Below are 13801 nucleotides of genomic sequence, written 5' to 3' on the forward strand. Positions count from 1 at the left end.
CCCTTTCGCTGCAACTCCGCCCGTACGCCTCGTGCTTCCTGTTCTGCGCTGACCCACCCGGTTCGCCCATTCCCTAGCCGCGCTACGCCTGGAGTATTCCCATGCTGACTTTCCTTGGCTTTGCCATGGTCATCACGTTCATGTTCCTGATCATGACCAAGCGCCTTTCCGCGCTGATCGCCCTGATCATTATTCCGATCATCTTCGCCCTGTTCGGTGGCTTTGCGCCGAAGATCGGCCCGATGATGCTCGAAGGCATCACCAAGCTTGCGCCGACCGGCGTGATGCTGATGTTCGCCATTCTGTACTTCGCCCTGATGATCGACTCCGGCCTGTTTGACCCGGCCGTGCGCAAGATCCTCAAACTGGTCAAGGGCGACCCGTTGAAAGTTTCGGTCGGCACCGCCGTTCTGGCGCTCGTTGTTTCCCTCGATGGTGACGGCGCGACCACTTATATGATTTGCGTGGCCGCTATGCTGCCGCTCTACAGCCGCATTGGCATGAGCCCGCGAATCATGGCCGGCCTGATCATCCTCGCCGGCGGCGTGATGAACATGACCCCGTGGGGTGGCCCGACCGCCCGTGCCGCGAGCGCGCTGCATGTGGACCCATCCGACATCTTCGTGCCGATGATTCCGGCGATGCTGGCCGGTGTGGTGGCGATCCTGGCGATTGCTTACTTCTACGGCAAACGCGAGCGTGCTCGCCTGGGTGAACTGCACCTGGCCGGCGATGACGTGGACCACAGCGAAATCAGCGTTTCCCAGTACCCGGACGCCCGTCGTCCGAAGCTGATCTGGTTCAACGGCGCCCTGACCGTTGCCCTGATGTGCACCCTGATCGCTGGCCTGTTGCCGCTGCCGGTGCTGTTCATGGTGGCGTTCAGTATCGCGATGATCGTCAACTACCCGTGCCTGCAACAACAGAAGGACCGCGTTGCGGCCCACGCCGGCAGTGTGCTGGCGGTGGTCGGGCTGATTTTTGCCGCGGGTATCTTCACCGGTATTTTGACCGGAACCGGCATGGTCGATGCTATGTCGAAAAGCCTGTTGGCGGTGATCCCGGATTTCCTCGGCCCGTACCTGGCGGTGATCACGGCGCTGGTGAGCATGCCGTTCACGTTCTTCATGTCGAACGACGCGTTTTATTACGGCGTGTTGCCAGTGTTGGCCGAAGCCGCCAGTCATTACGGCATCACTGCGGTGGAAATGGCGCGTGCCTCGATCGTTGGTCAGCCCGTCCACTTGCTCAGCCCACTGGTACCGTCTACATATTTGCTGGTAGCACTGGCCGGGATCGAGTTCGGTGACCATCAACGTTTTACCCTGAAGTGGGCAGTACTAGTCTGCCTGTGCATACTGGTCGCCGCCTTGCTGTTGGGGACTTTCCCGCTGTTCAGCACTTTGTAACGGCATCAACTCACCACGCCGCCAGCTTACTGCTGGCGTCGTGGTTTAACACTCGCTCAAAGGAATACACATGGAATGGCTGACCAACCCTGAAATCTGGGTTGCCTTCTTCACCCTGACTGCCCTGGAGATCGTCCTGGGCATCGACAACATCATCATGATCTCGATCCTGGTCAGCCGCATGCCCAAGCACATGCAGGCGCGCACCCGGATCTTCGGTCTGGCCCTGGCCATGATCACGCGGATCCTGTTGCTGCTGTCGATCACGTGGGTCATGCGCCTCACTGCGGACCTGTTCGAAGTGTTCGGCCAGGGTATTTCCGGGCGAGACCTGATCCTGTTCTTCGGTGGTCTGTTCCTGCTGTGGAAAAGTTCGCAAGAGATGTACCACGCGCTGGAAGGTGAAGACGAAACCGGCGACGAGCCTTCGGGCAAGGGTGGCAACTTCCTTTACACCATCATCCAGATCGCGATCATCGACATTGTGTTCTCGCTGGATTCGGTGATCACCGCGGTCGGCATGGTCTCGCACGTGCCGGTCATGGTCGCGGCGATTATCGTGGCGGTGCTGGTGATGATGCTGGCGGCTGGCAAGATCAGTGAATTCATCGACAAGCACCCGTCGCTGAAGATGCTGGCGCTGGCGTTCCTGCTGGTGGTCGGTACCGTGCTGATTGCCGAGGCCTTCGGCGTACACGTGCCAAAAGGCTACGTCTACTTCGCCATGGCGTTCTCGCTGGCGGTAGAAGCGATCAACATCAAGATGCGCACCGCGATTGCGAAAAAGAAGAAACAGCAAGACCCGGTGAAACTGCGCAAGGATGTTCCGGGGCAGTAACCCGAATGCTGTAGCGCTGCAAACCCTGTGGGAGCGGGCTTGCTCGCGAAAGCGGTGTGTCATTCAACTGTGATGTCGACTGACACGACCTCTTCGCGAGCAAGCCCGCTCCCACATTGGTTTTGCGCTGATCGTGATTCCCTCTTTCATATCTGCATCAAACTGTTTTCATGACAGTTTTATTTCAATCGACACTTTAGCTATGCGATGCTGGCGCCCAGACCGTTAGCCAACTACAGCTTAAGTACAGAACGTAGAACGTCGCGCGGTACCGTCAACTTGTCCCTTTGGGACGCTACCACCACAGGGGGCCCAGCATGCTGACCCTGCTCAATTTGTTATCTGCCGTGACCTTGCTGATCTGGGGCACGCACATCGTCCGAACCGGCATCCTGCGGGTCTACGGTTCCAACTTGCGCCATGTGATTGGCCAGAATATGTCCAAGCGCGGGCTCGCGTTTGTCGCCGGCATCGTCGTGACCGCCATGGTCCAGAGCAGTAACGCCACGGCGATGCTCGTCACTTCCTTCGTCGGTCAGGGCCTGATGGCGCTGACCCCGGCCCTGGCGACCATGCTCGGGGCCGACGTCGGTACGGCGCTGATGGCGCGAGTGCTGACGTTTGACCTGTCGTGGCTGTCGCCGCTGCTGATCTTCCTCGGGGTGATTTTCTTCCTGTCGCGCAAACAGACCCGGGTCGGGCAGATGGGCCGGGTAGCAATCGGCCTGGGGCTGATCATCCTCGCGCTGCAACTGATCGTCGAAGCCGCCGCACCGATCACCCATGCCCAAGGGGTGAAGGTGATCTTCGCCTCCCTGACCGGCGACATCCTGCTCGATGCCCTGATTGGCGCGCTGTTCGCGATGATCTCCTACTCCAGCCTGGCGGCGGTGCTGCTGACCGCGACCCTGGCCGGCGCCGGCGTGATCAGCCTACCAGTGGCCATCGGCCTGGTGATCGGCGCCAACATCGGCAGCGGTGTTCTCGCTTTTATGAGCACCAGCATGCAGAACGCTGCCGGTCGCCAAGTCGCGCTGGGCAGTCTGTTGTACAAACTGATCGGCCTGCTGTTGATCATCCCGGTGCTCGACCCGCTGGTGCACTGGATCGACAGCCTCGACTACAGCCCTCAGGAAATGGTCATCGGCTTCCACCTGCTCTACAACACCGCGCGCTGTCTGATCCTGCTGCCCAGCGTCGGGCCGATGGCTAGGCTCTGTGCCTGGCTGTTGCCGGAGCGGCCGGAACTCAACGGCATGGCCAAGCCCCGGCACCTGGACCCGACTGCACTGGTGACCCCGAGCCTGGCACTGGCCAACGCTGCCCGGGAAACCCTGCGCATCGGCGACCTGATCGACAACATGCTCGAAGCCATGCTCGACGTGCTGCACGGCAAGCAAACCGCCGTCACCCAGGAAATGCGCCGCATGACCGATGACGTCGAAGCGCTTTACAGTGCGATCAAACTCTATCTGGCGCAGATGCCCCGCGAAGACCTCAGCGATCAGGACAGCCGGCGCTGGGCGGAAATTATCGAACTGGCGATCAACCTCAAACTCGCCAGCGACCTGATCGAACGCATGCTGCGCAAGGTCCAGCAGCAGAAGACCTCGCAACGCCGGTCGTTTTCCGAGGTTGGGCTGGAAGAGTTGGCGGGGCTGCACAGCCAACTGATTTCCAACTTGCGTCTGGGGTTGTCGGTGTTTCTCAGCAGCGATCCGGAAAGCGCCCGCCAGTTGCTGCGTGAGAAACGTCGTTTTCGCGCACAGGAACGACGCTTGGCCCATGCTCATGTCAGCCGATTGCAACGTAAGATCGTCCAAAGTATCGAGACCAGTTCGCTGCACCTGGAGCTGATCGCCGACATGAAGCGTCTGAATTCGCTGTTTTGCAGCAGCGCCTACGCGGTATTGGAAACGTCCGACACCGGTGCGCTGGAGTCGGACGATTTGGCTGACATCACACATTCGCCTTGAACGTCTGGCAGTGTGGTCAGTCAGTAACTGTGGTTCGGGTTCAAGATCATCGCGAGCAGGCTCGCTCCCACAGTGGTTTTGTGAACGACTCAAATCAACTGTGGGAGCGAGCTTGCTCGCGATGGCTGCCTGGAAAGCGACACGGATCTCCAATCAGCCGTATGGAAGCTCGTTATGCGTTGTCTGTTGTTCGCCTGTCTGTTGCTCGGTTCATTCCCTTCGTTCGCCCTGGATCGTTTTCAGGTCGAAGGCTATGCGCTGCCCAACGGCCTGCAATTGCTGCTCAAGCCCGGCACCGATCGTGGGCATGTGGCGATTCGGCTGGTGGTCGGCGTCGGTATCGATGACTTCAAATGTGATGACAAAGAGCTGCCCCACCTGCTTGAACACTTGCTGTTCAGCGGCATCGACGCCAGCGGCGAAGGTGGCCTGGAAGAGCGCATGCAGGCCCTGGGCGGTGAATGGAACGCCTACACCAGCAACGCCGACACGACGTTCGTCATCGAAGCCCCGGCGAAAAACCAGCGCAAGGTTCTCGATCTGCTGCTGGCGCTGTTGACCCAGACCCGAGTCGACGACAACGCCATCAACGCCGCCAAGCAAGTGGTCGAGCGTGAGGACGGCGGCCACTACTCGCACTTGCAGCGGTGGATGGACCGTCAGGACCTCGGCCACACGGCCAGCAATCAGTTGGCCGTGGAACTGGGCCTCAAATGCCCCGAGCGGGCCGAAGTCGATCACCTGACCCGCGAGCAACTGGATAAGGTCCGCAAAGCCTGGTACGCCCCCAACAACATGACGCTTATTGTGGTCGGCGACCTCGACAAGTTGTTGCCGGCCTATCTGGAACGGGCCTGGGGCGCGCTTGAGGCAGTCGATCCCACCGACCATTTGCCGTTACCGGAAATCAACGCGAGTGCCGCCCATGAGCGCAGTCTGATTCACGGTTTTGTCGGTGGCGGTGCGAGGTTGCATTGGCTGGTGCCGGAGCCGGTGCTGGAAGACGTGCCTGATCAAACCTTCGACCTGCTCAAGGATTATCTGGATTGGGCGCTCTATCGGCAGATGCGCCTGAACCACGGTTTGTCGTATGGGCCGTGGGCCGAGCGTGAAGTGTTTGGCGGCGTTGGCTTCATGAGCCTGAATGCCGACCTGGATCGTGATGATGTCGACGAAGCCATTCAGGTGCTGGAAGACCTCAAGGCTGATCTGCTGAAAAACGGCCTCGACCCGGACACCTTCGCGCGGATCAAACAGGCCTCTATCGCCCATCAGGCCTGGGCGGTGCAAGGCAACAGCGCAATGGCCGATTACTACTGGAGTGCGCTCGGCGACTACGAGGACGGCCGCTTTGCCAACCCGGCGCGGGAGCTGCAAGGCGTGACGCTGGAAGCGGCGAACAAGGCCATGCGCGAGTTGCTGTTGCAGCCGGGGTATTTGCGCATCGAGAAGCCGTTGATCAGTGATGATCAGGTGTTGTGGTTGAGTGCGGGTGGCTTGGGCTTGGTGTTACTGATCCTGGTCGGCTGGCGCCTGCACCGTAAGCGGGGTTGAAGATCAAAAGATCGCAGCCTTCGGCAGCGCCTGCATGGAATACCCATGTTGTGATGATGAGGTCCTTGTGGCGAGGGGGCTTGCCCCCGTTGGGCTGCGAAGCAGCCCCAAAACCAGCAACCGCGACCCTTCAGACACACCTCAGCGCAGGTTTTACGACTGCTGTGCAGCCGAGCGGGAGCAAGCTCCCTCGCCACAGGGGCTGGGCGGCGGTAACCTTTCTGGGATTTTTCCTACAGCGTTGTGAACCCCGACATGCCGAAAATACAGCTCCTGATCCAGCGCATCCTCGAACTGATGAAGCGCTATCCGGGGGTCATTGCGCTCGGTGGTTTTATCTCCGGAGTTTGCAGCTTCATGCTGGTGGATCGCCAACAAGGCCTGGCGACCTGGATCACCACCATCATGCTGGTCAGCTGGGTCTGGCTGATGCTCGAAAACAGCCTCACCCGGTTGTTTACCCGCGTCTTCAAACGGGAAATCCCCCAGCCGTTGCTGCGTTATGCGACGCAGATGATCCACCAGGAAAGCCTGTTTTTTGTCCTGCCGTTTTTCTTCATCACCACCACCTGGAACAGCGGCCAACTGGTGTTTACCGGGTTGCTGGGCATTGCGGCGCTGATCTCCATCACCGACCCGCTGTACTACAAATGGTTGGCGCCACGTCGCTGGGCGTTCCTGGCGCTGCACACCCTGACGTTGTTCGCTGCGCTGCTGACCGCCCTGCCCGTCATCCTGCATCTGACGACGTCAGAGAGTTTCAAACTGGCGCTGGGCATCTCCGTGTTGTTGTCGTTCCCGAGCCTGGCCTCGATCTTTCCGATCCGAACCGTGCGCAACGCCCTGGCGATTCTGAGCATCACGCTGGGTATCGGCGCGATGGGTTGGGTGCTGCGTTCGTGGGTTCCACCAGCGACGCTGTGGATGACCGACGTGGCCATCAGCACGCAAATGCAGGATCGCACCCCCGGCGATAGCCTGGAGCAAGTCAGCGCCGAGCAGATTCGCGGCGGCGGGCTCTACGCCTACACTGCAATCAACGCGCCGCGCGGTCTGGATGAACGGATTTATCACGTGTGGCAGTTCAACGGCCAAGAGGTCGACCGCATCGCACTGGATATTCATGGCGGGCGCAAGGAAGGCTATCGGGCCTGGACCCACAAACAGAATTTTCCCGGCAACCCGGTCGGCGATTGGCAGGTCCGGGTGTTGACCGAAGATGGGCAGGTGATCGGCGTGTTGCGCTTCGAGATCACGGACAGCACACCGACCAAAGAAAAGTAATCCGGTTCGTGCTATTACGTAGATCTGCGTAACAGCCGAACAAGCACGGAGCTTATGACCAGCAGCACATTGCCCGGCAATGCCCAACTGGACACCACTCACACCCCTGCACAATTGCGGGTTACGGGTGACTGGACGCTCGCCCATTACGCTGACCTCAAGCGCCTGGGCGACAAGCTTCGCGGCCAGTACGACGACAGCACCCACATTGATCTCAACGGCCTCGGCGCCCTCGACACCGCCGGTGCTTCGCTGCTGGTGGAGTTGCTGGGTTCCGAGCGCCTGGGCCGATCGGCCGAACACCCTGAGTGCACCCTTTCCACCGCCGATCGCGCGTTACTGCAAACCGTCTACCGCTCGCTGACCGATTTCTGCGTACCGCTCAAGGAACCGGAAATCAGCGTCGGCATTCAACTGCTGACGCGCATCGGTCGCGCCGTTGACGCGATCTGGCAAGACACCCTGCAACTGCTGGGTTTCGTCGGCCTGATTCTCGAAACCATCGCCCGCAATTTGTTTCGCCCCCAACGCTGGCGCATTACGCCGATGGTCGCGCACATCGAACAGACTGGCCTCGACGCCGCGCCTATCGTCGCCCTGCTGACCTTCCTGGTGGGCGCGGTGGTGGCGTTTCTCGGGGCGACGGTGCTGGCGAGTTTCGGCGCGAGTATTTTCACCGTGGACCTGGTGGCGTTCTCCTTCCTGCGCGAGTTCGGTGTGTTGCTGACGGCGATTTTGATGGCCGGACGCACCGCCAGTGCGTTCACCGCGCAGATCGGCTCGATGAAGGCCAACGAAGAAATCGATGCGATCCGTACGTTGGGCCTCGACCCGATCGAGTTGCTGGTGGTCCCGCGGGTACTGGCGCTGTTGGTGGCGCTGCCGATGCTGACCTTTCTGGCGATGATCTCCGGGATTATTGGCGGTGGCGTGGTCTGCGCGGTGTCGCTGGGGATTTCGCCGGCGATGTTCCTCTCGCTGCTGCAATCGGACATTGGCGTTCAGCATTTTCTGGTGGGGATCGTCAAAGCGCCGATCTTCGCGTTCCTGATCGCGGCCATTGGTTGCCTTGAAGGCTTCAAGGTTAGTGGCAGCGCCGAATCCGTTGGCGCCCACACCACGTCCAGCGTGGTTCAGTCGATTTTCGTGGTGATCGTGCTGGATGCTGTCGCCGCGTTGTTTTTCATGGAGATGGGCTGGTGAGTCGTCTACCCCGAGCGCCCTCCGAGGCGGTGATCGAAGTCCGTGGGCTGTGCAATCGCTTCGGCAGCCAGAGCGTGCACGAGAACCTCGACCTGGATTTGTACAAGGGTGAAATCCTCGCCGTGGTCGGCGGCTCCGGCAGCGGCAAGTCGGTGTTACTGCGCAGCATTGTCGGTTTGCGTCGGCCCAGTGAAGGCGTGGTGAAAGTCTTCGGCAAAAACCTGCCGACGCTGTCGGAGCATGAACGCTCGATGGTTGAACGGCGCTTCGGCGTGCTGTTCCAGAAAGGCGCGCTGTTCTCATCGCTGACCGTGACCGAGAACGTCGCCCTGCCCCTGATCGAACACGCCGGCCTGAGCCGTGCCGACGCCGAACACCTGGCAGCAGTGAAGCTGGCGCTGGCGGGGCTGCCGTTGTCGGCGGCGGACAAGTACCCCGCGTCCTTGTCCGGCGGCATGATCAAGCGTGCGGCACTGGCCCGGGCGCTGGCACTGGACCCGGACATCCTGTTTCTCGACGAGCCCACCGCCGGCCTCGACCCGATTGGCGCGGCGGCTTTCGATCAGTTGATCCTGACCCTGCGCGATGCATTGGGTTTGAGCGTGTTCCTGGTGACCCACGACCTCGACACGCTCTACACCATCACTGACCGGGTGGCGGTGCTGGCGCAGAAGAAAGTGCTGGTGGCGGATGCCATCGACAAGGTGTCCGAAACCGACGACGCCTGGATTCACGAATACTTCCACGGCCCTCGCGGCCGCGCGGCGCTGACCGCCGCTCAACAGCTTAACGAGGTCTGACATGGAAACCCGAGCCCATCATGTATTGATCGGCCTGTTCACCGTGATTGTGGTGGCGGGCGCCCTGCTCTTCGGTCTGTGGCTGGCCAAATCCAGCGTCGACACCGAGTTCAAGGACTACGAAATTGTCTTCAACGAGGCGGTCAGCGGCCTGTCCAAGGGCAGCGCCGTACAGTACAGCGGGATCAAGGTCGGCGATGTGGTGACCCTGCGCCTCGACCCGAAAGACCCGCGCCGGGTGCTGGCGCGGATTCGTCTCGGCGGCGAGACGCCAATCAAGGAAGACACCCAGGCCAAACTGGCGCTGACCGGGATCACCGGCACCTCGATCATCCAGCTCAGTGGCGGCACACCGCAAAGTCCCAAGCTGCGGGGCAAGGACGGCGAGTTGCCGACGATTGTCGCGGCGCCCTCGCCTATCGCTCGCCTGCTGAACGACAGCAACGACTTGATGGCCGGCGTGAACACGCTGATGCACAACGCCAATCAGATGTTTTCCGCGGAAAACGTCGAGCGCATCAGCAACACCCTTGAGCATCTGGAGCAAACCACCGGGACCATCGCCGACCAGCGTGGCGATATCCGCCAGGCCATGCAGCAACTGGCCTCGATCGGCAAACAGGCCAGCGCCACCCTTGAGCAAACCACCGCGCTGATGCGCAACGCCAACGGCCTGCTCAACGATCAGGGCAAGCAGATGTTCGGCAATGCCGGGCAGGCGATGAAATCGCTGGAACAGAGCACCGCGACCATCAACAAATTGCTGACGACCAATCAGGATTCGCTCAACAGCGGCATGCAGGGCCTCAATGGCCTGGCTCCGGCGGTGCGTGAATTGCGCGACACCCTGACGTCGCTGCGGGCCATTTCCCAGCGACTGGAAGCCAACCCCAGCGGTTATCTGCTGGGCAGCGACAAGAACAAGGAATTCACGCCATGAAGCCGACTCACCTCGCCCTCCTCGCCAGTTTTGCGCTGGTCAGCTCATGCTCGATCCTGCCGAAGTCCGAGCCGTCCGATGTCTACCGCTTGCCCTCGGCCCAGACCGCCGTAGCGGCCAGTCACGGCACGCCGCAACACTGGTCGCTACGCCTGACCAAGCCACAGGCCAGCGAGGCGCTGAACAGCCCGAAAATCGCCGTGATCCCGCAGGGCGACCTGATCAGCAGCTACAAAGCCTCGCGCTGGAGCGATCCGGCGCCGGTGTTGCTGCGTAATCGGTTGCTGGACGGGTTTCAGCGCGATGGCCGGGTGTCGTTGTTGAGCACCGATGACAGCAACTTCCAGGCGGATCTGGAACTCGGTGGGAATCTGCAAGCATTCCAGACGGAGTACCAAGGCACCGCTGCAAGCGTCGTTGTACGGCTGGATGCGTTGCTGGTGCGTGGCTATGACCAGCGAATCCTCGCCAGCCACCGCTTCGAAGTGCGCCAGCCGTTGAGCGATGTGAAGGTGCCGTCGGTGGTGGCCGGGTTTGGCCAGGCCAGCGACCAGTTGACGGCGCAGGTGGTGGCTTGGGCGGTGGAGCAAGGTCAGCAATTGGTCCCACCCGTTAAACCTTGAAGGTCCTGCGGACTCTGTGGCGAGGGGGCTTGCCCCCGTTGGGGCGCGAAGCGGCCCCTACATTCTTTCGGCTCCACCGGGTCGTTTGGATTTACGACTGCTGCGCAGCCGAACGGGGGTAAACCCCCTCGCCACAAAAGCCCGCTCCCACAGGGGGGTTGTGGTTAACCGAAGAACCAGTAGCAAACAAAGATCGCGCCGACCACCCCGGCAAACTCTGCCAGCAACGCACAGCCCACCGCGTGCCGCGCCCGCTGAATCCCCACCGCACCGAAGTACACCGCCAACACATAGAACGTGGTTTCGGTACTGCCCTGAATGGTCGCCGCTACCAACGCCGGGAAGCTGTCCACCCCGGAGGTTTTCATGGTTTCGATCAGCATCGCCCGGGCGGCGCTGCCGGAGAACGGTTTGACCATCGCCGTCGGCAACGCATCGACGAAGCGCGTGTCCCAACCGGCCCACGCCACCAGATGCCGAATCCCGTCCAGACCGAAATCCAAGGCGCCGGACGCTCGCAGCACGCCCACCGCACAGAGCATCGCCACCAGATACGGCAGCAGGTTCTTGGCCACGTCGAAGCCTTCTTTGGCGCCTTCGACGAACGCTTCGTAGACCTTCACTTTGCGCAACGCGCCAATGATCAGAAACAGCATGATCAGGCCGAACAGCGTCAGGTTGCCGAGGATCGATGACAGGCCGGCCAGAGCGGTCGCCGAGAGCGTCGCCAGCAGCGCCATGAAGGCACCAAGGGCCAAGGCACCGGGAATCAGATAGGCGAGCACCACCGGGTCCCAGATGCGCAGGCGCTGCATGAACGCTACCGACAGGAAGCCGACGATGGTCGAGCAACTGGTGGCCAGCAAGATCGGCAGGAACACCAGCGTCGGGTCCGGCGCACCTTGCTGGGCGCGGTACATGAAGATCGTCACTGGCAGCAGGGTCAGGGACGAAGCGTTGAGCACCAGGAACAGGATCTGCGCGTTGCTGGCGATGGTGGTGCTGGGGTTGAGCTCTTGCAGCGCCTTCATGGCCTTCAGGCCGATTGGCGTGGCGGCGTTGTCCAGGCCCAGGGCGTTGGCGGCGAAATTGAGGGTGATCAGGCCGATGGCCGGGTGACCGGGCGGGACTTCCGGCATCAGACGCAGGAACAGCGGGCCGAGGGCCTTGGCCAGCCAGTCGACGATCCCGGCCTTTTCGGCGATCCGCAGAAAGCCCAGCCACAGGGTCAGCGTCCCGAACAACAGGACCATGACCTCCACCGACAGCTTGGCCATGGCGAAGATACTTTCCACCATCGCCGCGAAGATCCCGGCGTTGCCGCCGATCAGCCACTGCGCCAGCGCCGACACGGCTGCCACGATGAAGAAGCCAAGCCACAGGCCATTGAGCATCAGTTAAATCCCCCGAAGAATGCGGCGAATGATAGCGGGGTCGCCAGAAACGACAAACCCCGGATTTCTCCGGGGTTTGTTTAGTACGGCGTAGGCCTCGTTAAGCCCAATGTCATGGGCTGGCCCCGATCCACTGTGGGAGCGAGCTTGCTCGCGATGGCGGTGTATCAGTCGACAACAATGATAGCTGTCAGTCCGTCATCGCGAGCAAGCTCGCTCCCACAGGGTTTTGCTTAGTTTTTGGAAGTCTCGCCAGCCGGCAGTTTTTCCTTGCTGCGCCAGTGCGGCAGGGAGTTCCAGTAGCGTTCGCCCTTGGCGTCGTCGTACATGCCTTCCCAGCGGGAGATAACCAGCACGGCCAGGGCGTTGCCGATCACGTTCAGTGCGGTACGCGCCATGTCCATGATGCGGTCGACACCGGCGATGAACGCCAGGCCTTCCAGTGGAATGCCAACGCTGCCCAGGGTGGCCAGCAGCACCACAAAGGACACGCCCGGTACACCGGCGATGCCTTTGGAGGTGACCATCAGGGTCAGCACCAGCAGCAATTGCTGGCTGATCGACAGGTCGATGCCGTAGAGCTGGGCAATGAAGATGGCCGCGATGCTCTGGTACAGGGTCGAACCGTCGAGGTTGAACGAGTAACCGGTCGGCACCACAAAGCTGCAAATGGCTTTCGGCGCGCCGTAGGCTTCCATCTTCTCGATCACGCGCGGCAGCACAGTTTCGGAACTGGCGGTGGAGTAAGCCAGCACCAGCTCATCCTTGAAGATGCGCATCAGCCTGATCACCGAGAAGCCGAACAGGCGAGCAATCAGGCCCAGCACCACAAAGGCGAAGAAGGCAATGGCGAAGTAAACCAGCAACACCAGTTTGGCCAGCGGCAGCAAGGAGGCGAAACCGAAGTTGGCCACGGTCACCGCGATTAAAGCGAAAACACCAATAGGGGCGTAGTTCATGATCATGTGAGTGACCTTGAACATGCTCTCGGACACGCCCTGGAACATCTTCACCAGCGGCTCGCGCAGGTCCGATTGCAGGCTCGACAGACCAAGACCGAACAACACGGAGAAGAAGATGATCGGCAGCATCTCGCCGCGGGCCATGGCCGCGAAGATGTTTGACGGGATCAGGTTGAGGATGGTTTCGATGAACGCATGTTCATGCTGAACTTCGGCGGCAGTCGCCTGGTACTTGGAAATATCCACCGTACCCAGGGTGCTCATGTCGATGCCGGTGCCCGGATGGACCACGTTGGCCAATACCAGGCCGACCAGAATGGCGATGGTGGTGACGACTTCGAAGTAGAGGATGGTCTTCAGACCGATGCGCCCGAGTTTCTTCGCGTCGCCCACACCGGCAATACCCACCACCAGCGAAGAGATCACGATCGGAATCACGATCATCTTGATCAGACGGATAAAGATATCGCCTGCAGGTTGCAGGACGTTGCTGATCCACCAGGCTTTTTCGGCACTGAAATGGTTGAGCAGCGCACCGATTGCAATCCCCAATACCAGACCGATGAGGATCTGCCAGGCGAGGCTAAGCTTTGCCTTCTTCATATCATTACCCTTACTTCAGTTTGACTCGGGCAGATGCGCGAACTGGAACGCTCAATGGCGCAAAAGTCCTGTGCATCTGCCCCCGTATAAGGTGCCCCGAAGCGCGTAATTACAGCTCTTCGGCAGGCGAAAAAAGGCGCAACTATTCCGATGCAAGGAACCGACGTCTAATGCCGTAAACGCCTACCCTATGCCGAATCGGCATGAGCTTTTTC

Annotated in this window: 11 protein-coding genes; 9 read left to right on the plus strand and 2 right to left on the minus strand. The window is 60.7% G+C overall.

What is annotated here, in order from left to right; all coding sequences use genetic code 11:
* Positions 1-101 precede the first annotated feature (101 nt).
* The 9 genes from JFT87_RS04840 to JFT87_RS04880 all read left to right on the plus strand — a co-directional run bounded on the left by JFT87_RS04840 (position 102) and on the right by JFT87_RS04880 (position 10627).
* Positions 102-1409 (plus strand): CitMHS family transporter, encoded by a 1308-nt coding sequence (locus JFT87_RS04840; protein WP_201199289.1) that lies wholly within the window; start codon positions 102-104, stop codon positions 1407-1409.
* 70 nt (positions 1410-1479) lie between these two features.
* Positions 1480-2247, plus strand: a complete 768-nt coding sequence (locus JFT87_RS04845; protein WP_201199290.1) for a TerC family protein — start codon at positions 1480-1482, stop codon at positions 2245-2247.
* 317 nt (positions 2248-2564) lie between these two features.
* Positions 2565-4223 carry a Na/Pi cotransporter family protein gene (locus JFT87_RS04850; RefSeq protein WP_201199291.1) on the plus strand — a complete coding sequence of 553 codons (1659 nt, stop codon included), beginning with the start codon at positions 2565-2567 and terminating at the stop codon, positions 4221-4223.
* A gap of 174 nt (positions 4224-4397) precedes the next feature.
* Positions 4398-5777 carry a M16 family metallopeptidase gene (locus tag JFT87_RS04855; RefSeq protein ID WP_201199292.1) on the plus strand — a complete coding sequence of 460 codons (1380 nt, stop codon included), beginning with the start codon at positions 4398-4400 and terminating at the stop codon, positions 5775-5777.
* 255 nt (positions 5778-6032) lie between these two features.
* On the plus strand, positions 6033-7061 hold the full coding sequence (locus JFT87_RS04860; protein WP_201199293.1) for a DUF5924 family protein: 1029 nt from the start codon (positions 6033-6035) through the stop codon (positions 7059-7061).
* A 54-nt stretch (positions 7062-7115) separates the two neighbouring features.
* Positions 7116-8264, plus strand: a complete 1149-nt coding sequence (locus tag JFT87_RS04865) for an ABC transporter permease (protein ID WP_201199295.1) — start codon at positions 7116-7118, stop codon at positions 8262-8264.
* Positions 8261-9064: an ABC transporter ATP-binding protein gene (locus tag JFT87_RS04870; RefSeq protein ID WP_201199297.1), complete on the plus strand. Its 804-nt coding sequence runs from the start codon at positions 8261-8263 to the stop codon at positions 9062-9064. Before JFT87_RS04865 ends, JFT87_RS04870 begins: the two co-directional genes overlap by 4 nt.
* A gap of 1 nt (position 9065) precedes the next feature.
* Positions 9066-10004, plus strand: coding sequence for an MlaD family protein (locus JFT87_RS04875; RefSeq protein WP_201199299.1), 939 nt, complete (start codon positions 9066-9068; stop codon positions 10002-10004).
* Positions 10001-10627, plus strand: a complete 627-nt coding sequence (locus JFT87_RS04880; RefSeq protein ID WP_201199301.1) for an ABC-type transport auxiliary lipoprotein family protein — start codon at positions 10001-10003, stop codon at positions 10625-10627. The genes JFT87_RS04875 and JFT87_RS04880 overlap by 4 nt, the downstream gene beginning before the upstream one ends.
* Positions 10628-10791: 164 nt before the next feature.
* On the opposite strand, the gene JFT87_RS04885 is transcribed toward JFT87_RS04880, so the two are convergent.
* Positions 10792-12021 (minus strand): nucleoside recognition domain-containing protein, encoded by a 1230-nt coding sequence (locus JFT87_RS04885; RefSeq protein WP_201199303.1) that lies wholly within the window; start codon positions 12019-12021, stop codon positions 10792-10794.
* A gap of 233 nt (positions 12022-12254) precedes the next feature.
* A complete protein-coding gene (gltP, locus tag JFT87_RS04890) occupies positions 12255-13586 on the minus strand; it encodes a glutamate/aspartate:proton symporter GltP (RefSeq protein ID WP_201199305.1) in 1332 nt (443 codons plus the stop codon).
* Positions 13587-13801 lie beyond the last annotated feature (215 nt).

Source organism: Pseudomonas sp. TH15 (assembly GCF_016651105.1).
Classification (GTDB): domain Bacteria; phylum Pseudomonadota; class Gammaproteobacteria; order Pseudomonadales; family Pseudomonadaceae; genus Aquipseudomonas.